Below are 18,735 nucleotides of genomic sequence, written 5' to 3'. Positions count from 1 at the left end.
GCCCGCTCCCTAGGCTGCCAGCAGCTACCCACCGACTCCGAGGATGTAGGTCATGACCGACAACACCGCGAACTGGCAGTTCGAAACCAAGCAGATCCACACCGGCGCCCAGCCCGACCCCGTCACCAACGCGCGGGCGACGCCGATCTACCAGACCACGTCGTACGTGTTCAACGACTCGCAGCACGCGCAGAACCTGTTCGCGCTGGCCGAGTTCGGCAACATCTACACCCGCATCCACAACCCCACGCAGGACGTCGTCGAGCAGCGCGTGGCAGCCCTCGAAGGCGGAACGGCAGCGCTGCTGGTCGCCTCGGGCCAGGCCGCCGAGACCTTCGCCGTGCTGAACATCGCCGAGGCCGGCGACCACATCGTGTCGTCGTCGTCGATCTACGGCGGCACGTACAACCTCTTCAAGTACACCCTCGCGAAGCTCGGCATCGAGACCACCTTCGTCGAGAACCAGGACGACCCGGACGAGTGGCGCCGGGCGGTGCGGCCCAACACGAAGCTCTTCTTCGCCGAGACCATCGGCAACCCGAAGATCAACATCCTCGACATCTCGTTGGTGGCGGATGTCGCGCACGAGAACGGCGTGCCGCTCATCGTCGACAACACCATCGCCACGCCCTACCTCATCCGCCCGATCGAGCACGGCGCCGACATCGTGGTGCACTCGGCCACCAAGTTCCTGGGCGGCCACGGCACCGTCATCGGCGGCATCATCGTCGACGGCGGGAAGTTCGAGTGGTCGAAGAACGTCGAGAAGTTCCCCGGCCTCACCGAGCCCGACCCCTCGTACCACGGCGTGAGCTACACCGGTGCGCTCGGCGACCCGATCGCCTACATCATCAAGGCGCGGGTGCAGCTGCTCCGCGACCTGGGCTCGGCGATCGCTCCCGCCAGCGCCTGGCAGCTCATCCAGGGCATAGAGACGCTCTCGCTGCGGGTCGAGCGTCACGTGCAGAACGCCCAGGAGATCGCCGAGTGGCTCGACGCGCACGACGACATCGCCACCGTGTACTACGCGGGCCTGCCGTCGAGCCCGTGGTACGCCGCCGCCAACAAGTACGCACCGAAGGGCGTGGGCGCCGTGCTCTCGTTCGAGCTGAAGGGCGGTGTGGATGCGGGGCGCACCTTCGTCGACAGCCTGCAGCTGTTCAGCCACCTGGCCAACATCGGCGACGTGCGCTCGCTCGTCATCCACCCGGCGTCGACCACGCACTCGCAGCTCACCCCCGAGCAGCAGCTGACCGCCGGCGTCACCCCCGGTCTGGTTCGGCTGTCGGTCGGTCTCGAGAACATCGCCGACCTCAAGGCCGACCTCGAGGCCGGTCTCGCCGCCGCGCGCGAGACCGTTCGGGCCAACGCGGTCTAGCCGCGACGGATCCGCCCGAGGGGCCCGAGACGTAACAATTGCGCCTCGGGCCCCTCGTTCGTCCAGAATCGAAGCACGATGGATTGGCAGACGAACGAAGACACGGTCCCGAGTGGATTCATCACCGAGGCGCAGATCCGGTCGGTGATGGGCAAGCCCCCCGCCTCCGGGGCGTGGCGCGAAGGCGACCCGGTGGCCCGTCGGCGGTTCGCCGGGATCGGCGAGTTCGCGTTCGAGAACGGCGGCACCCTGCCCACCGTGCACATCGCCTACGAGACCTACGGCACCCTGTCGCCGGCCCGTGACAACGCCATCCTGGTGCTGCACGCGCTGACCGGCGACAGCAACCTCAACCACAAGGCCGAACCGGGGCAGCCCACCGACGGCTGGTGGCCGGGCCTCGTGGGCCCGGGCCTGCCGATCGACACCGATCGGTGGTTCGTGGTCGCGCCCAACATGCTCGGCAGCTGCCAGGGATCGACCGGCCCCTCCTCCATCGCGCCCGACGGCGCGGAATGGGGTGCCAGATTCCCCTACACCACCATCGCCGACCAGGTGCGGGCGCAGCACGCCCTCGCCGAGGAGCTGGGCATCGACCGCTGGTTCGCCGTGGTCGGCGGGTCGATGGGCGGCATGCAGGTGCTCGAATGGGGTGTCCGCTACCCCGACGAGGTGGCGCGGATGGCCGTGATCGCCGCCCCCGCCACCAGCTCCGCCGACCAGATCGCCCTCAACTCCGTGCAGATCCAAGCCATCCGCGCCGACCCGCAGTTCCGCGGCGGCGACTACTACGACGCGCCCGACGGCGAGGGGCCGCACCAGGGGCTGGCCCTGGCGCGCCGGATGGCGCTCCTGAACTACCGAAGCCCGACGGAGTTGAACGACCGCTTCCAGCGCAGCTGGCAGAGCGGCCTGTCCCCGCTCGGCGGCGGCGGGCGCTTCGCCGTGGAGTCGTACCTCGATTTCCACGGCAACAAGTTCACCCGCCGTTTCGACGCGAACAGTTACATCACCCTGGTCGAGGCGATGAACTCGCACGACATCGGGCGCGGTCGCGCCGGTGTCGTGCCGGCGCTGGAATCGGTGACCGCGCGCACCCTCGTCATCGGGATCGACAGCGACCGACTCTTCCCGGTGCCCGATCAGGAACTGATCGCCCGGCACGTCCCGGGGAACATCGACGGCGATGTTCCGGTCGTGATCGAGTCGAAATTCGGTCACGACGGCTTCCTGATCGAGTTCGATCTCGTGGGTCGCGAGATCACCCGTCTCCTGGCCGACTGAGGCGCATAAAAAAATGCGGCCGGGAGATCGCCTTGCCAACGATCTCCCGGCCAATTCCCCCCAGGACTGCATCCGACCTTACCGACAGCTGTCGACGTCCACGCTCCCCAATTCAGGGGACAGGACGTGCGCCCGGTGAAACAAGCCCGCGGTATCATGCAGTCTGTGCCCAGAACCGACCGCGAGCGGCGGAAGCTGCTCACCCGCTCCGCGCGCAATCTCGGCATCCTCTTCACCGCCGCGGCCGTGCTCTCCGTGGCCGTGCCGAACCTCGGGCAGCTCGCCGGGTTCGCGCCGAGCCTCGTGCTGATGGCGCTCACCGGCGCCGGCTTCTACCTGGTCGGCGATTCGCGTTCCCTGCTCTGGCCGCTGTTCACGTACCTGCTCGCGCTCGCCGCACTCGCCGCGTTCCTCATCCCCGGCACCCCACCGGTCGACGCCCCCACCGCCAGCGGCCTCACGTTCTTCGCCGCAACGGCCGTGCCCTCGCTGATCGCCACCATCGCCGCATCCGCCCGCCTGTTCCCGCTCGTGCTGGCCGCGTACCTGCCGGTGCTCGTGCTCGTGACGCTCGCCACCTGGCCGTCCGGGCGGGTGGTCGGGGTGATCGTCGCGCTCGCGGTCGGCTGGATCTCGCTCTTCATCGCCGCCGCCTGGATCTCGGCCAGTCTTCGTCGCGCCTTCGGCGGCATGGCCCGCCTCGGCCGGGCGCACGCGGTGGAACGGCAGGCCAGCGAACTCGAGGCGCAGCGCCGGCAGGGCGCGCGCCTGCTGCACGACACGGTGCTGGCCACGCTGACGCTCCTCGCGCACTCCGGCATCGGGGTGAATCCGGATGCCCTGCGCAACCAGGCCGGCGAGGATGCGCGGCTGCTGCGCCAGTTGCGCCTCGGCGGCACGCCGATGCCGCGCTCCTCGGGCGGCTACACGCTGGAGCCGGTCGAGACCGGCGATCTCGGCCACACCCTCGAGTCGGTGAAGCAGCGCTTCGGCCGGATGGGGTTGCAGGTGGCATGGCACGGCGCCGGTCAGATCCTGCTGCCGAGCCACGTGCTCGACGCCTTCCTGCTCTCGCTCTCCGAGTGCCTCGAGAACGTGCGCCGGCACGCGGAGGTGGGGTCGGCCGACGTCACCATCACCCAGGACGACACCACGGTGCGGGCGATGGTGACCGACTCGGGCGTCGGCTTCGACCTCGAGAACGTCGACGTGTGCCGGCTCGGGCTCGCCGAATCGGTGATCGCGCGCATCCGCGACGTCGGCGGCAAGGTGCGGCTGTTCTCGGCGCCGGGTTCGGGCACGACCGTCGTGCTGGAGGTGCCGAAGTGAGCGGCGCGGCCGCCGGCCGCAACCGCGCACGCAACGCCGACAGCGGATCGCTGACCCGGCTCGTGCGCGCCCGCCGCATCGGCCCCGGGGCCGTCGACGCGGTGCGCCAGGACATCGAGCGCGACTCGCGCCTCGGCATCGGCTACCTCGGCATCGGAGCGGTCATCGTGGGCGCCATGATGATCGTGCGCGGCCTCGTCTCGTTCTCCTGGACCTGGGCCGCGAACGACTGGCGGGTGCTGCCCGGGCTCGGCTGGCTGCTCGTCATCGCCGCCTTCGTCACCGTCGTCCTCCTGGCCCGGCGCGGGCGGGGCGTCCTGCCGGCCTGGGCCTTCGGCGGCCTGCTCGCGGCCGACGCGGTGGCCCTGGCTCTCGACTACACCGCCGTCGCACTCGCCGCCGAGCCCGGCGTCGTCATGACCACGGGCATCGGCGTGGGCGCCACCGTGCTCGCCTGCGTGACCTTCCGGCCGCTCACCGCCATCGTCGTCGCCACCGTCGCCCTCACCGTGGTGTCGCTCGGGGCGCTCGTCTGGCAGTCCCTCGTCTCGCCGGCCGGCGCCGGGTCGGGCTTCGGCCAGGTCGTGCTCACGGTCATGCCCGCCTTCGCCGGCATCGTGGTCGTGCGCGCCTTCGGCCAACTGGTCGAGCGCGAACTCGACCGCACCGTGGTCGAGAGCACCATCGACGCGCCGCGGTTCGGCCTCGGTCTGCTCGCCTCCGCCGAACTCGCGCGGCTCGACCTCGCCGCCGAGGAGCTGCTGCAGGATGTCGCGACCGGCCGCGTCGATCTGCCGCTCGACCGTGACCTGGCGGCCACCGCATCCGCTCTCGCCACCGACCTGCGGCGCACCCTGGTGGCCGGCCGGCGCGAGACCTGGCTGCACCACGCGATCACCGAATCGGAGTACCTCTCCCCCGCGGTGAAGGTGAGCGACCCGGGAGGCCTGGCCGGCTACCTCGAGCCGGCGCAGCGTGACGGACTGCTCTCGGCCATCTGGCTGATCGTCGACGAATCGGGTCGCTCGAACCCCACGATCGATCTCACGGTCGACGGGCACGGCGTCCGGGGCCGAACGACCGCTGACGATAGGATGGTGCTTCCGATAGTCATGTCGCTCGACGGAATACCCCGCCGCCGCATCGACCCGGCTGTCTGGTCGGCTCTGTCCCGAGTCGGCCAGTACTCCGTAGACGCCCGTGCCGGCCGTCTGCGAGTCAGTGTCGACGCCCACGTTGTCGTTCCGGATGCCTCGAGGGCGCCCGGACGGAAGGAGAATTGGTGACCATCTCGCGAGACCCGATCCGTCTGGCCATCGTGGACGACCACCGGATGCTCCTCGGTGCCCTGACCGAATGGATCCGTGGCGCCGCCGACGACATCAGCATGGTCGCCGCGGTCACCACCTGGCCGGACCTCCTGACGCATCCGGAGTTCCCGGTCGACGTGGTGCTGCTCGACCTCGACCTGAAAGACAACCTGCCGGTCTCGGTGAAGCTGCGCGCGTTGAAGTCGGCCGGAGTGAAGACGGTGCTGATGAGCACCTACTCCGAGCCCGTCGTCGTGCGCGAAGCGATCGCCGCGGGTGCCCTCGGCTACCTGGTGAAGAGCGAAGAGGCCGACATGATCGTCGAGGCCATCCGCGCCGCGTCGGCGGGCGACAGCTTCATCTCGACCGAGCTCGACCTGGCACTCGCCGCCGACGACCTCGAGTCGGCACCGCGACTCTCGGCCCAGGAGCGCCGCGTGATGGCGCTGTACGGCGGTGGCGAGCCGGTGAAGCAGGTGGCGAAGGCGCTCGACATCTCGGAGGAGACCGCGAAGTCGTACCTCAAGCGCATCCGCGAGAAGTACCGCCTGGTGGGCATCGACGTCGGAACGAAGGTGGCGCTCCGGAAGCGCGCCATCCAGGACGGCCTGCTCCCCCGCGACGAGTACTACGGCAACCACTCCGCCGACGACTTCGAAGACGACGTGCTGCCCAGCTAGTCCCTCTGCGCGTGCTCGGCCAGCGCCTGCTCGAGGCGGGTGACCTTGCCGGTGAGCTCGCCGGTGTGGCCGGGCCGGATGTCGGCCTTCAGCACCAGGGAGACGCGGGGACCGAACGCCTGAACGGCTTCGGTGGCGCGCTTGATCACGTCGAACACCTCGTCCCACTCCCCCTCGATGGTGGTGAACATCGAGTCGGTCGAGTTCGGCAGGCCGGATGCGCGCACCACCGCCACGGCCGCCGCGACGGCGTCGTGCACGCTGTCGCTCTCAGCCTGCGACTGTCCCCCGGAAGGCGCCACGGAGAAGGCCACCAGCATGCTCGTCCACCTTTCTGGTCGTCGTCCTACTCTGCCACAGCATGATCACCGAGAACACGAACAGCGAGACCGTCAGCAGGTTGCGCACGGTCAGCACGGTCAGCATCAGCGGGTCGAGCCCGATCACCCAGTCGTAGGCGATGGGGTAGATGATCTGCGTCAGCGCACCCATCACGAACACGGTGAGGGCGGGCACGAAGAACCGTCGCCCCTGGGTGACGATGCCGAGGATGATCGGCGCCGACAGCCACACCATGAACTGCGGCGAGCCGACTTTGTTGAACACGATCAGCGCGGTCACCAGCGCCAGGGCCAGTGGCGCGAGCACCACGGTCTCCGACGTGCCCGAGCGCACCACGAAGTAGGCCAGCACCAGGATGCCTGCAACGGCCACCACGAGCAGCGGCGTCATGAGCTTCGCGGCCAGAACACTGCCGGGGCCGGTGACCTCGAACGTGATGATCTCGTGGTCGAAGAACACCTGCGAACGGTCACCGGCGAACGCCAGCCACATCCAGAGCGTGGATGCGGGTGACTCCACCTGCATGCCCCGGCCGTTCTGCTCGCTGATGAAGCTGAAGACGTTGAGGCCCGAGCCGAAGGCCATGGCACCGGCGGCGACGCCCACCAGGGTGATCACTGCGGCGACCGCGACGCGCACGCGCCGGCGCAGCGCCACCACGGCGGCGGCGATGAGCGCGGCGGGCCAGACCTTCACCCAGGTGGCGAGGGCGAGCAGCACGCCCGCCACCGCCGGCCGGGTGCTGAGCAGGAGGAGGCCTGCGATCACGAGGTCGACGGTGAAGATGTCGATCCGCCCGAGCGAGACCGGGCCGAGCAGAACGAGGAAGGCCAGCCACCACCAGGCCGCGACGATGCGCCGGCCGCCCTCGGGGGTGGCGCGCGCCCCGGTGAGCAGGAACGCGAACACGGCTGCGTTCGCGATGGTGACCATGACCATCCAGCCGATGCCGTAGAGGCCCGGGCCGAGGATCATCGCCGCCAGCATCGGCAGGAAGGCGAGGATCGGGTACACCCACGGCCCGTCGATGCCGAGCCGGAACCCGTCGAGGGACTGCTGCACCCACGGCAGGTACACATTCGTGACGTCGCCGAAGGGCGAACCCGGATGGGTGAGGCCGAGATAGCCGAGCCACAGCTGAGTCGCGAAGAACGCCACCCACAACACCACGGGGCGGCCCGCGAACCCTCGAACGCTAGTCAGCACGTTCAGATCATATTGCGCAGTGTCTGGGAGGACGGTGACCGATGATTCAGGAGTCGTTCCGCCCGTTCCCAGCCGCCGACCACCTTCGCTTGCTTGACTGGAGCGTCGACATCGAGCGTCATCGAGCCGGAAGCCCCCCGTGAACAGCACAGCCAAGTACGCCCTCGCCCTCGTGGCGGGTGCCGCCGCCGTCGGTGCGGTGGCGGTGGTGGCCGTGCCCATCGTGAGCCGCGGCGTCTCACTCGACCCCAGCGCCTCGGTGCAGCAGGTCGTCCCGACGGTGTTCGACGCGCCGCAGGGCGACGGAGCCGTGGCCGCCGACGCGACGGTCTCCTGGCACCTCGACCCGGCTTCGACGGTCGGCTACCGGGTGTCCGCGGGCGGAGACGAAGTGGTGAGCGGGGAGACCACCGATCTCTCCGGCGTGATCATGCTGAGCGGAGACCGGCTGACCGACGCCGAGTTCATGGTCGACCTCGCCACGCTCGAGAGCGACGACACGGCCCTCGACACCCTGTTGCGCTCGTTCGTGCTCACCGGCGGCGGCTCCACGGCGTCGTTCGTGCTCACCGAGCCCGTCGACCTGAGCGACGCCCTCGACGCGGCCGACGAGGGCGACGAGACGGCTGCCCGACCGGTCACCATCGTGGGCGCCCTGACGGTGCGCGGCATCACCAACCCGGTCCGCGCCGAGGTGGCGCTGCGCTTCGACGGCGAGACCGGGAGGATGACGGGGAGCATCCCGGTCGACCTCGAGGCCTACGGCATCGCGGTGCCCGACCTCGGCGTGCTCGATCTCGACGACACGGCCTACATCGACGTCGACCTGGTCGCGACGCCCGCGGGCTGACGGCGGGCCGGGCTCAGGCGCGTGTGCCGCTGGCCAGCCGGGCGACCACCCGCGGCACGGCGTGCGCGATGTCGAGCGCGGCGATCGGCCCGGAGTCGGCCGCCCGCTCGGCTGCCCACGCGTGCACATAGGCTCCGGTCGCGGCAAGGGCCACCAGGCGCGCAGCCGCGGCTCCGGCATCCAGACCGGCGAGAGCGGATGCGTTCGTCGCCACCAGCGCACCGACCACTCCCCCCAGCACGTCACCCGAGCCCGCGGTGGCAGCCCAGCTCGAGGGCGCCTCCACCCGGGCACGCACCCGCCTTGCACCGTCGGCCGCGGGCGCGCAGACGTGGGTGTGGCGCCCTTTCAGCAGCACGACGTGCCCCGTGCGGTCGGCCGCCACGGCGGCCCAGTGTTCCGGCCGAGCCGCGACATCCGGCCGATCGGCCTCGACGCCGTACGCGGCGAGCAGCGTCACCAGCTCGCCGGCGTGCGGCGTGAGCACGGCGGGACCGCTGATGCGCTCGCTGAGGTCGAGCGCGCCGGCATCCACCACGAGCGGTACGCCGTCGGCGACGGCATGATCGAGCCGCCGCCGGGTCTCGTCGTCACGATGTGCGGCGTCCATACCGCTCCCCACGAGCCACGCCTGGACGCGCCCCTCGGCCGTCACGGCTTCGGGCCGGGCATGCAGCACGAAGCCGCTCGCCCGGTCAGGGCCGAGGTATCTCACCATCCCGAGCCCGGTGCGCACGGCGGCCTCCACCCCGAGCACTGCGGCACCCGGGAACAGATCCGACCCCGTGACCACGCCGAGCACGCCGCGGGAGTACTTGTCGTCATCCGGCCCGGGAACCGCGATGCACTCGGCCGCATCGAGTTCGGTCCAGTCGTGCCACTCCGCCTCATCGGTCATGGTGTCCACGATAGGCCGCCGAGCCCCGACCCGGCCCGTCTCACGCACGCCGGGTGGCGTCCTGCACCTCGCCGACCAGTTCCTCGATGATGTCCTCCAGGAACAGCACGCCGGTGGTGACCCCCGTGCCCGTGAAGGTGCGGGCCAGGTGGGCGCCGGTGCGCCGCATCGACGCCAAGGCGTCCTCGAGGTCGGTGCCTTCGAACATCGACGGCAACTGACGGATGCGCTTGGCCGGGATCGGCTCGTCGAACTCGTCGTCGTCGAGATCGATCACGTCCTTCAGGTGCACGTAGCCCGCGGGCAAACCCGCGCCGTCGAGCACGACGTAGCGCGAGAATCCGTACTTGGCAACCGCGCGTTCCACGTCGGCCGGCGTGGCCGAGGGCGGCAGGCTGATCAGCGACTCCAACGGCACCGTGACCTCCGCCACGGTCTTCGCGGTGAACTCGAACGCGGCCGACAGCGTGCCGGTGCGATCGGAGAGCACGCCCTCCTTTGTCGACTGGGCGACGATGGTCGACACCTCGTCGAGCGTGAAGGCGCTCGCCGCCTCGCTCTTCGGTTCCACCCGGAACAGCCGCAGCACCCCGTTGGCGGTGGAGTTGAGCGCCACGATGATGAACTTGAAGATGCGCGCGATGCCCACGAGGGGCGGCGCGAGCAGCAGCACCGCGCGATCCGGCATCGAGAACGAGAGGTTCTTCGGCACCATCTCGCCGAGCACCACGTGCAGGTACGACACCAGCACCAGCGTGATGATGAACGCGATCGTGCCGATCACCTCCTCGGGGAGCCCCGTGAGATGCAGGGGCACCTCGAGCAGATGGTGGATCGCCGGCTCCGACACGTTCAGGATGAGCAGTGAGCACACGGTGATGCCGAGCTGGCTGGTCGCCAGCATGAGCGTGGCGTGCTCCATCGCCCAGAGCGCGGTCTTGGCGCTCGACCGGCCCTGCTCGGCGAGCGGCTCGATCTGCGAACGGCGCGCGGAGATGACGGCGAACTCGGCCGCGACGAAGAAGGCGTTGCCGGCCAGCAGCACGACGAGCCAGACGATTCCGAGCCAGTCAGCCACGGGTCACCCCCTTCCGCTCGCCGGCGTCGGCCCGCGTCGCCAAACGTCCCGGCGCCGCATCCTCGGCCTCCTCGGCCGCCTCCTCGGGCGACGGGATGAAGCGCAGCCGGTCGATCCGCCGCCCGTCCAGCCGCTCCACGCGGAGCGCGCCCTCGGGCAGGGTCACGGTGTCGCCCACCACCGGCAACCGGCCGAGTTCGCTCATCACGAACCCGGCCACCGTCTCGTAGGGCCCGTCGTCGGGCACCCGGATGCCCGCCTGGTCGGCCAGCTCGTCGGGCCGGAGGATGCCCGGGAACGTCGTCGCCCCGCGGGTGCGCACCACTCCGGCGCGGGTGCGATCGTGCTCGTCGGCGAGGTCGCCCACCAGTTCTTCGACGAGGTCTTCGAGTGTGACGACGCCGGCTGTTCCGCCGTACTCGTCCACCACGACGGCCATCTGGTAGCCACGGCCGCGCAGCTCGCCGAGCAGCACGTCGAGCATCATGGTCTCCGGCACCCGCACGGTGTCGGTCACGATGGCGGCGACCGGCACCTCGCCGCGACGGTCGCGGGGGATCGCGACCGCCTGCTTGACGTGCACGAGGCCCACCACGTCGTCGATGTCGTCGTCGATCACCGGGAAGCGGGAGTGCCCGGTGGAGCGGGCGAGGTCGAGCACGGCCTGCGCCGGGTCGGTGCGCTTCACGCTCGCGATCCGCGGGCGCGGGGTCATCGCATCCGACGCCGTGTGCGACGAGAACAGCAGGGTGCGGTTCAGCAGTGTCGCGGTGTCTTCGTCGAGACTGCCCTGGAGGGCCGAGCGGCGCACCAGCGACGACAGCTCCTCAGCCGTGCGAGCGCCCGAGAGCTCCTCCTTGGGCTCGATGCCCACGAGGCGCAGCAGCGCGTTGGCCGTGTTGTTGAGCAACGCCACCGCGGGGCGGAAGACCATGGTGAAGGCCAGCTGGAACGGCACCACGATGCGCGCCGTCTTGAGCGGCAGGGCGAGCGCGAAGTTCTTCGGCACGAGCTCGCCGATGATCATCGACAGCAGCGTGGCGATGACGATGCCGATGGTGGCACTGATGGGGGGCACCACCGACTCGGGGATGCCGAGCCCCGTCAGCGGTGCGCGCAGCAGGCTGGAGATCGCCGGTTCCATGGTGTACCCGGTGAGCAGCGTGGTGAGTGTGATGCCGAGCTGTGCGCTCGAGAGATGCGTGGAGGTGTGCTTCAGCGCGGCGATGGCCGGCTGCAACCCCTTCTCGCCGCGGGCGGAGCGCGCTTCGAGATCGGAGCGATCGAGGTTGACCAGCGAGAACTCGGAGGCGACGAAGAAACCGGTGCCGATGGTGAGCAGCACGCCGACCCCCAGCATGATCAACTCAAAGGCCACCGGGGCCTCCCCCGAACCGGCCACGCGCGAGGCGCAGGCCGTGCAGGTCGAGTCGATCGCATTCGATCATGTTCGGCGACGGATGATGATGGGCAGAGGGAGGGTCGTCCATTGTCGTCCCGAGTATACCGTGCCGAGCCTTCAGAACGGCCGGGTCACCAGCTGACCGGCAGCGCCTTCCCTTCTTCATATCCCGCCGCCGACTGGATGCCCACGACGGCCCGCTCGTGGAACTCGGGCAGGGTGGCCGCACCCGCGTAGGTGAAGGAGCTGCGCACACCCGAGGTGATCATGTCGAGCAGGTCCTCCAGCGATGGCCGCAGCGGGTCGAGGTAGATGCGGCTGGACGAGATGCCCTCGGCGAACAGCGTCTTGCGCGCCAGCTCGAAGGCGTCGAGGCGGCCGAACCGCTCCTGCACCGCCTTGGTGGAGGCCATCCCCCAGCTCTCCTTGTACAGCCGGCCGTCGGCATCCTGGTTCAGGGTGCCCGGCGCCTCGAGCGTGCCGGCGAACCACGACCCGATCATCACCGAAGAGGCGCCCGCGGCCAGTGCCAGGGCGACGTCACGCGGGTAGCGCACTCCCCCGTCGGCCCACACGTGGGCACCGAGCTCCCGCGCAGCGGCGGCCGTCTCCAGCACCGCCGAGAACTGCGGCCGGCCGACCGCTGTCATCATCCGGGTCGTGCACATCGCGCCCGGCCCGACGCCCACCTTGAGGATGTCGGCACCCGCGTCGACGAGGTCGGCCACCGCCCGGGCCGTCACCACGTTGCCGGCCGCGATCGGCACCCGGATGCCCGCGCCCTTCAGCGCCTGGAGCGCGCGGAGCATGCCCTCCTGGTGCCCGTGCGCGGTGTCGACCACGAGCACGTCGACGCCCGCTGCCACCAGGGCACGCGCCTTCTCGACCACGTCGCCGTTGATGCCCACGGCGGCGGCCACCCGCAATCGCCCGTCGCCTTCGACCGCCGGCTGGTAGATCGTCGACCGCAACGCGCTGGTGCGGCTGAGGGTACCGACGACGGCGCCGTGCCGCAGCACCGGCGCGAAGTCGAGCTCGGCGGCCACCATGGCGTCGAACGCCTCACGCGGTCCGGACACGTCGTCGGCCGAGATCGCGGTGAGGGCGCCGTGCACGAGGTCGCCGAGCCGCGCATCCGGCAGCGCCGTCGCCAGGCGCGACGCGGGGATGCAGCCGACGTACTCACCCTCGGCGTCGTGCAGCACGATGCCGTGGCCTGCCACCGCCGGCACGGTCGTGCGCGCCTGCTCGACCGTGTCCTCGGGCCGGAAGTCGAAGGGCGTGTCGTACTCGACCGGTTGATCCTTCACCCAGCGGATGGCGGCGGCCAGATCTTGCAGGTGCATGTCCTGCGGCAGCACGCCCAGGCCGCCGCGCCGGGCGAGGGTTGCGGCCAGGCGTGGCCCGGTCACCGAGTTCATGTTCGCCGAGACGATCGGGATGGTCGCGCCGGTGCCGTCGCCCGGCGCGAGTGAGACGTCGAGCCGGCTCGTCACCGCCGAACGCGACGGGATGAGAAAGACGTCGGAATAGGTCAGGTCGGTGCGCCCCGCCTCGGCGTGGAATTCCATGCCTCAACGGTATCGCGACAGCTGATGAGCGGAGCACACCCGGGAAAGGTTTAGGCTTGACCGTGCACGTGTCCACGCGTGAACGAAGCAGCGCAGCAGACACCGGCACGTGCCCAGTACGAGGCAAACGGGAAGTGGGCGATCGGCTTTGGCTAGCCAATTGACGGGTACGAGCACCGACGACGGCACGTCGGCAGAATTCGGGGCGAACGAGTGGCTCGTCGATGAGCTCTACGAGCAGTACGTCGCCGACAAGAACTCGGTCGACAAGTCGTGGTGGCCGGTGCTCGAGAGCTACCGTTCCCACGTCGCCGGCGGCGCGGCCACGGATGCTGCGGCCGGCGCTCCGCCGGCCCAGCCTGCAGCTCCCGCTCAGGCCGAGCAGCCCACCGCTGCGCAGCCCGCCGCCGCACCGCGCACGGCGAAGACCGAGTCGCAGCAGATCGCCGAGGCGTCGGGTGCGGAGGCGCGCCCGCTGACGCAGCCCATCGCCCGCACCACGAGCATCGAGGCGAAGCCCCAGCCGATTCCCGCCGAGGCCCCGAGCACGCGCCCCGCGACGCCCGAGGAGGCGGCGAAGGATGCAGCGGAGGACGCCGAGAAAGACACCGTCACCCCCCTGCGCGGCATGGCGAAGTCGCTCGCGACGAACATGGATGCGAGCCTCACCGTCCCGACGGCCACGAGCGTGCGCTCGATCCCGGCGAAGCTCCTCATCGACAACCGCATCGTCATCAACAACCACCTCCGTCGCGCTCGCGGCGGCAAGGTCTCCTTCACCCACCTCATCGGCTGGGCCCTGGTGCAGGCGCTCAAGGAGTTCCCGAGCCAGAACGTCTACTACGACGAGGTCGACGGCAAGCCCGCGGTGGTCGCACCGGCGCACGTGGGTCTCGGCATCGCCATCGACATCCCGAAGCCCGACGGCTCGCGCGCCCTCCTCGTGCCCGGCATCAAGCGCGCCGACACCATGGGCTTCAACGAGTTCCTCTCGGCCTACGAAGACCTGGTGCAGCGCGCCCGCGCCAACAAGCTGACCGCCACCGACTTCCAGGGCACCACGATCTCGCTCACCAACCCGGGGGGCATCGGCACGGTGCACTCGGTGCCGCGGCTCATGAAGGGGCAAGGCGCCATCATCGGCGCCGGCGCCCTCGAGTACCCGGCCGAGTTCCAGGGCGCATCGCCCAAGGTGCTCTCCGATCTCGGCATCGGCAAGGTCATCACCCTCACCTCCACCTACGACCACCGCGTCATCCAAGGCGCCGGCTCCGGCGAGTTCCTGAAGAAGGTGCACGAGCTGCTGCTCGGTGAGCGCAAGTTCTACGAGAACATCTTCGCCGAGCTCCGCATCCCCTACGAGCCGATCCACTGGGCCGCCGACATCTCGGTCGACGAGGCGAGCGCCATCGACAAGACGGCGCGCGTGCAGGAGCTGATCAACGCCTTCCGCGTGCGCGGCCACCTGATGGCCGACATCGACCCGCTGGAGTACCGCCAGCGCTCCCACCCCGACCTCGACATCGCCACGCACGGGCTGACGTTCTGGGATCTCGACCGCGACTTCGTGACCGGTGAGTTCGGCCTCACCCGCCAGGCCCCGCTGCGCGACATCCTGGGCGTGCTGCGCGACTCCTACTGCCGCAAGATCGGCATCGAGTACATGCACATCCAGGACCCGGCGCAGCGACGCTGGATCCAGGAGAAGGTCGAGCGCCCCTACGCGAAGCCCGGCCACGACGAGCAGATGCGCATCCTCGAGAAGCTCAACGAGGCCGAGGCCTTCGAGACGTTCCTGCAGACCAAGTACGTGGGCCAGAAGCGCTTCTCGCTCGAGGGCGGGGAGTCGACCATCGCGTTGCTCGACCGCATCATCCAGGGCGCGGCCGAGGAGGGCCTCGACGAGGTCGCCATCGGCATGGCGCACCGCGGGCGCCTGAACGTGCTCACCAACATCGCCGGCAAGACCTACGGGCAGATCTTCCGCGAGTTCGAGGGCACCCAGGATCCGCGCACCGTCCAGGGTTCGGGCGACGTGAAGTACCACCTCGGCACCGAGGGCACCTTCACCTCCTCCGACGGCACCGAGATCCCGGTGTACCTCGCGGCGAACCCCTCGCACCTCGAGGCCGCCGACGGCGTGCTCGAGGGCATCGTGCGTGCCAAGCAGGATCGGAAGCCCATCGGCACCTTCTCGACGCTGCCCATCCTCATCCACGGCGACGCGGCCCTCGCGGGCCAGGGTGTGGTGGTCGAGACGCTGCAGATGTCGCAGTTGCGCGGCTACCGCACCGGCGGAACCATCCACATCAACATCAACAACCAGGTCGGCTTCACCACTCCCCCATCGGAGTCGCGCTCCTCGGTCTACTCGACCGACGTGGCGAAGACCATCCAGGCGCCCATCTTCCACGTGAACGGCGACGACCCGGAGTCGGTGGTGCGCGTCGCGCAGCTCGCCTTCGAGTACCGCCAGCAGTTCCACCGTGACGTCTTCATCGACCTCATCTGCTACCGCCGGCGCGGGCACAACGAGGGCGATGACCCCTCGATGACCCAGCCGCTGATGTACAACCTCATCGAGGCGAAGCGCTCGGTGCGCAAGCTCTACACCGAGGCACTGCTCGGTCGCGGCGACATCACCGAGGAGGAGTACGAGGGCGTCCACCGCGACTTCCAGGACCGCCTGGAGCGCGCCTTCGCCGAGACGCACGCGGCGCAGACCTCGTCGATCCCGGTGATCACCGCCGACACGAACGCCGTCGCCGATCTCGAGCGCCCGGAGTCGCAGCGCGACGACAGCGCGAAGACGCCGTTCGACACCTCGGTGGCCGAGTCGACCATCCACCTCATCGGCGACGCCTTCGACAACCCGCCCTCGGGCTTCTCGGTGCACCCCAAGCTGCAGCAGCTGCTCGCGAAGCGGCTCGAGATGAGCCGTTCGGGCAGCATCGACTGGGCATTCGGCGAGTTGCTCGCGCTCGGTTCGCTGCTCGTCGAAGGCACCCCGGTCCGCCTGGCGGGTCAGGATGCCCGTCGCGGCACCTTCGTGCAGCGCCACGCCGTGCTGCACGACCGGGAGAACGGTCAGGAGTGGCTGCCACTGGCGAACCTCACCGACAACCAGGCCCGGTTCTGGATCTACGACTCGCTGCTCTCGGAGTACGCCGCGATGGGCTTCGAGTACGGCTACTCGGTGGAGCGGGCCGACGCACTGGTGCTCTGGGAGGCGCAGTTCGGCGACTTCGCGAACGGTGCGCAGACCATCATCGACGAGTTCATCTCGTCGGCCGAGCAGAAGTGGGGCCAGCGCTCGTCGCTCGTGCTGCTGCTGCCGCACGGCTACGAGGGCCAGGGGCCCGACCACTCCTCGGCGCGCATCGAGCGCTACCTGCAGCTGTGCGCGGAGGACAACATGACCGTGGCGCGGCCGTCGACCCCGGCGTCGTACTTCCATCTGCTGCGGCGCCAGGCCTACGCCCGGCCGCGGAAGCCCCTGATCGTCTTCACGCCGAAGGCCATGCTGCGCCTGCGCGGAGCGACGAGCTCGGTCGACGAGCTCACCTCGGGCCGCTTCGAGCCGGTGATCGACGACGCGCGCATCACCGACAAGAACGCCGTGACGAAGGTGCTGCTGCACTCGGGCAAGGTCTATTACGACCTGGCCAGCGAGCTGCAGAAGAACCCCGACGACACCATCGCGCTGGTGCGGGTGGAGCAGTTCTACCCGCTGCCGCTCGAGGAGATCAACGCGGTCATCGCCCAGTACCCGAACGCGCAGCTGACCTGGGTGCAGGACGAGCCGCAGAACCAGGGCGCCTGGCCCTTCATCTGCACCGAGCTCGCCCGCCGGCTCGAGGGCCGCACCATCTCGGTGGTCTCGCGCCCTGCGGCGGCCTCCCCCGCCGCCGGCTCCGCGAAGCGCCACGCGGTGGAGCAGACCGAGCTGATCGCCCGCGCCCTGCAGCACTAGCCCGAGCCCGACTCCGACCCCTATAGTGATGATTGCTCATTCCCGAGCAATCATCAGTATGGGGGTTGGAGATGTCGATGCCTGGGGCGTCCTCACTGTTGCACCGCGCATTCGGCGTCACCGTCGCCGCGTTGGCGCTGAGTGCACTGACGAGTTGCTCGACGGGTGGCGACGGAGCGACGACGAGCGTCTTCGCGGTCGACGTCGGCGATTGCCTGAACGACGCGGGCACGGACGGCGAGGTCGATCACGTGCCCGTGGTCGACTGCGCCGAGGCGCACGACTCAGAGGTCTACTACGAGTTCGATGCGACCGGCGACATGTTCCCGAGCGACGACGACATGGCGGCGCAGGCCGACGAAGGCTGCAGCACTGCCTTCGAGGACTTCGTGGGTGTGCCCTACGGTGAGTCCGAGTATCGGTACGCGAGCTACACGCCGCTCCTGGCCTCCTGGTACGAAGACGGCGGCAAGACGATCAGCTGCGTGATCTTCGATCCGGACGGTCAGACGACCGGCTCCCTGCGCGGGGCCGGCCGCTGACGGGGTCAGTGGGCCTGAAGGGTGCGGATGCGAGCGAGGAGCTGGTCCTTCAGTTCCTCGGGAGCGGTCTCCTTGCACGCGCGCTGCACCGTCTGGGTGAGCACGATGCCGATGTGGAGCTCGGACTGACACCCCTCGCAGGTCTCGAGGTGCGCCTTGATCTCGGCCGCGTCCGTTCGGCAGATCTCGTTCCGCAGATACTCTTCGAGCTCTGCCCGTGCCTTGTCGCAACCGCAGTCAGTCATTTCTTGCTCCCTTTGGCGGATGCGGTGGCGAGGCCCCGCTCCTTCGCATAATCGGTCAACAGCCCCCGGAGAAGTCGCCGGCCACGATGCAGGCGACTCATGACCGTACCCACGGGGGTCTTCATGATGTCGGCGATCTCCTGGTAGGAGAACCCTTCGACGTCGGCCAGGTACACGGCCAGACGGAAGTCTTCGGGAATCGACTGCAGCGCCTCTTTGACGTCGCTGTCAGGCAGATGATCGATGGCCTCCGCCTCGGCCGAGCGGCTCGACAGGGTCGCGGTGGCCGACTCGGCCGTGCCCAGCTGCCAGTCCTCCATGTCGCTGGTCGACCCCTGGTACGGGTCGCGCTGCTTCTTGCGGTAGGTGTTGATGAACGTGTTCGTGAGGATGCGGTACAGCCACGCCTTGAGGTTGGTGCCCTGCTCGAACTGACCGAACGCGGCGTAGGCCTTGACGAAGGTCTCCTGCACCAGGTCTTGGGCATCGCTCGGGTTGCGGGTCATGCGCAGGGCCGCGCCGTAGAGCTGATCGAGGAACGGGATGGCCTGCTCTTCGAAGAGGGCGCGCGGGTCTGGGGTGGCTGTGCTCATCACGCCCAAGTCTACGACCGGGCCCGCCGGATCGACCTCGATGGTCGTCCTGGG

The 18,735-nt window shown here is 69.5% G+C and carries 16 protein-coding genes; 8 read left to right on the top strand and 8 right to left on the bottom strand.

Annotation, left to right across the window (positions count from 1 at the left end):
• The first annotated feature begins 52 nt into the window (after nt 1-52).
• The 5 genes from AC3WLB_RS07985 to AC3WLB_RS07965 all read left to right on the top strand — a co-directional run bounded on the left by AC3WLB_RS07985 (nt 53) and on the right by AC3WLB_RS07965 (nt 5,981).
• Nucleotides 53-1,378, top strand: a complete 1,326-nt coding sequence (locus tag AC3WLB_RS07985) for a bifunctional o-acetylhomoserine/o-acetylserine sulfhydrylase (RefSeq protein ID WP_492504920.1) — start codon at nt 53-55, stop codon at nt 1,376-1,378.
• A gap of 78 nt (nt 1,379-1,456) precedes the next feature.
• Nucleotides 1,457-2,662, top strand: a complete 1,206-nt coding sequence (metX, locus tag AC3WLB_RS07980; RefSeq protein ID WP_022895672.1) for a homoserine O-acetyltransferase MetX — start codon at nt 1,457-1,459, stop codon at nt 2,660-2,662.
• 165 nt (nt 2,663-2,827) lie between these two features.
• Nucleotides 2,828-3,991, top strand: coding sequence for a sensor histidine kinase (locus AC3WLB_RS07975; protein ID WP_492504917.1), 1,164 nt, complete (start codon nt 2,828-2,830; stop codon nt 3,989-3,991).
• Entirely contained in the window at nt 3,988-5,277 is a 1,290-nt protein-coding gene (locus AC3WLB_RS07970) for a hypothetical protein (RefSeq protein WP_492504915.1), read from the top strand. The genes AC3WLB_RS07975 and AC3WLB_RS07970 overlap by 4 nt, the downstream gene beginning before the upstream one ends.
• Nucleotides 5,274-5,981: a response regulator gene (locus tag AC3WLB_RS07965; protein ID WP_022895972.1), complete on the top strand. Its 708-nt coding sequence runs from the start codon at nt 5,274-5,276 to the stop codon at nt 5,979-5,981. The genes AC3WLB_RS07970 and AC3WLB_RS07965 overlap by 4 nt, the downstream gene beginning before the upstream one ends.
• Here the strand turns inward: AC3WLB_RS07965 and AC3WLB_RS07960 are convergent.
• The gene (locus tag AC3WLB_RS07960; protein WP_492504913.1) at nt 5,978-6,301 is read right to left on the bottom strand and encodes a thiamine-binding protein; all 324 of its coding nucleotides are present in this window, start codon (nt 6,299-6,301) and stop codon (nt 5,978-5,980) included. The genes AC3WLB_RS07965 and AC3WLB_RS07960 overlap by 4 nt on opposite strands.
• Entirely contained in the window at nt 6,252-7,529 is a 1,278-nt protein-coding gene (locus AC3WLB_RS07955) for a glycosyltransferase 87 family protein (protein ID WP_492504911.1), read from the bottom strand. The genes AC3WLB_RS07960 and AC3WLB_RS07955 overlap by 50 nt, the downstream gene beginning before the upstream one ends.
• Nucleotides 7,530-7,668: 139 nt before the next feature.
• Here AC3WLB_RS07955 and AC3WLB_RS07950 point away from each other — a divergent pair, with 139 nt between their 5' ends.
• Nucleotides 7,669-8,379: a YceI family protein gene (locus tag AC3WLB_RS07950; RefSeq protein WP_492504909.1), complete on the top strand. Its 711-nt coding sequence runs from the start codon at nt 7,669-7,671 to the stop codon at nt 8,377-8,379.
• Between the two features lie 13 nt (nt 8,380-8,392).
• On the opposite strand, the gene AC3WLB_RS07945 is transcribed toward AC3WLB_RS07950, so the two are convergent.
• The 4 genes from AC3WLB_RS07945 to guaB1 all read right to left on the bottom strand — a co-directional run bounded on the left by AC3WLB_RS07945 (nt 8,393) and on the right by guaB1 (nt 13,328).
• Complete coding sequence (locus tag AC3WLB_RS07945) at nt 8,393-9,277, bottom strand: ADP-dependent NAD(P)H-hydrate dehydratase (protein ID WP_492504908.1); 885 nt, start codon at nt 9,275-9,277, stop codon at nt 8,393-8,395.
• 40 nt (nt 9,278-9,317) lie between these two features.
• Entirely contained in the window at nt 9,318-10,355 is a 1,038-nt protein-coding gene (locus tag AC3WLB_RS07940; RefSeq protein WP_022895967.1) for a hemolysin family protein, read from the bottom strand.
• Complete coding sequence (locus AC3WLB_RS07935) at nt 10,348-11,715, bottom strand: hemolysin family protein (protein ID WP_492505634.1); 1,368 nt, start codon at nt 11,713-11,715, stop codon at nt 10,348-10,350. Before AC3WLB_RS07935 ends, AC3WLB_RS07940 begins: the two co-directional genes overlap by 8 nt.
• A 173-nt stretch (nt 11,716-11,888) precedes the next feature.
• Nucleotides 11,889-13,328 (bottom strand): GMP reductase, encoded by a 1,440-nt coding sequence (gene guaB1, locus AC3WLB_RS07930; RefSeq protein WP_492504907.1) that lies wholly within the window; start codon nt 13,326-13,328, stop codon nt 11,889-11,891.
• A gap of 148 nt (nt 13,329-13,476) precedes the next feature.
• On the opposite strand from guaB1, the gene AC3WLB_RS07925 reads away from it, so the two are divergent.
• Complete coding sequence (locus AC3WLB_RS07925) at nt 13,477-17,301, top strand: multifunctional oxoglutarate decarboxylase/oxoglutarate dehydrogenase thiamine pyrophosphate-binding subunit/dihydrolipoyllysine-residue succinyltransferase subunit (RefSeq protein WP_492504905.1); 3,825 nt, start codon at nt 13,477-13,479, stop codon at nt 17,299-17,301.
• A gap of 77 nt (nt 17,302-17,378) precedes the next feature.
• Nucleotides 17,379-17,843 (top strand): septum formation family protein, encoded by a 465-nt coding sequence (locus tag AC3WLB_RS07920; RefSeq protein ID WP_492504903.1) that lies wholly within the window; start codon nt 17,379-17,381, stop codon nt 17,841-17,843.
• A gap of 5 nt (nt 17,844-17,848) precedes the next feature.
• Here AC3WLB_RS07920 and AC3WLB_RS07915 read toward each other — a convergent pair whose 3' ends face one another.
• Nucleotides 17,849-18,088, bottom strand: coding sequence for a zf-HC2 domain-containing protein (locus tag AC3WLB_RS07915; RefSeq protein ID WP_022896581.1), 240 nt, complete (start codon nt 18,086-18,088; stop codon nt 17,849-17,851).
• The gene (locus AC3WLB_RS07910) at nt 18,085-18,681 is read right to left on the bottom strand and encodes a sigma-70 family RNA polymerase sigma factor (protein ID WP_492504902.1); all 597 of its coding nucleotides are present in this window, start codon (nt 18,679-18,681) and stop codon (nt 18,085-18,087) included. Before AC3WLB_RS07910 ends, AC3WLB_RS07915 begins: the two co-directional genes overlap by 4 nt.
• Nucleotides 18,682-18,735 lie beyond the last annotated feature (54 nt).

Source organism: Herbiconiux sp. FW305-C-125 (assembly GCF_058783455.1).
Note: the sequence above shows the minus strand (reverse complement) of the source record. Positions and strands in the feature narration are given on the sequence as shown.

Excerpts from the sequence above, each read along its gene's own strand:
- AC3WLB_RS07985 (WP_492504920.1), top strand. The coding sequence starts at position 53 with ATGACCGACAACACCGCGAACTGGCAGTTCGAAACCAAGCAGATCCAC.
- metX (WP_022895672.1), top strand. The coding sequence starts at position 1,457 with ATGGATTGGCAGACGAACGAAGACACGGTCCCGAGTGGATTCATCACC.
- AC3WLB_RS07960 (WP_492504913.1), bottom strand. The coding sequence starts at position 6,301 with ATGCTGGTGGCCTTCTCCGTGGCGCCTTCCGGGGGACAGTCGCAGGCT.
- AC3WLB_RS07945 (WP_492504908.1), bottom strand. The coding sequence starts at position 9,277 with ATGACCGATGAGGCGGAGTGGCACGACTGGACCGAACTCGATGCGGCC.
- AC3WLB_RS07935 (WP_492505634.1), bottom strand. The coding sequence starts at position 11,715 with ATGCTGGGGGTCGGCGTGCTGCTCACCATCGGCACCGGTTTCTTCGTC.
- guaB1 (WP_492504907.1), bottom strand. The coding sequence starts at position 13,328 with ATGGAATTCCACGCCGAGGCGGGGCGCACCGACCTGACCTATTCCGAC.
- AC3WLB_RS07920 (WP_492504903.1), top strand. The coding sequence starts at position 17,379 with ATGCCTGGGGCGTCCTCACTGTTGCACCGCGCATTCGGCGTCACCGTC.
- AC3WLB_RS07915 (WP_022896581.1), bottom strand. The coding sequence starts at position 18,088 with ATGACTGACTGCGGTTGCGACAAGGCACGGGCAGAGCTCGAAGAGTAT.
- AC3WLB_RS07910 (WP_492504902.1), bottom strand. The coding sequence starts at position 18,681 with ATGAGCACAGCCACCCCAGACCCGCGCGCCCTCTTCGAAGAGCAGGCC.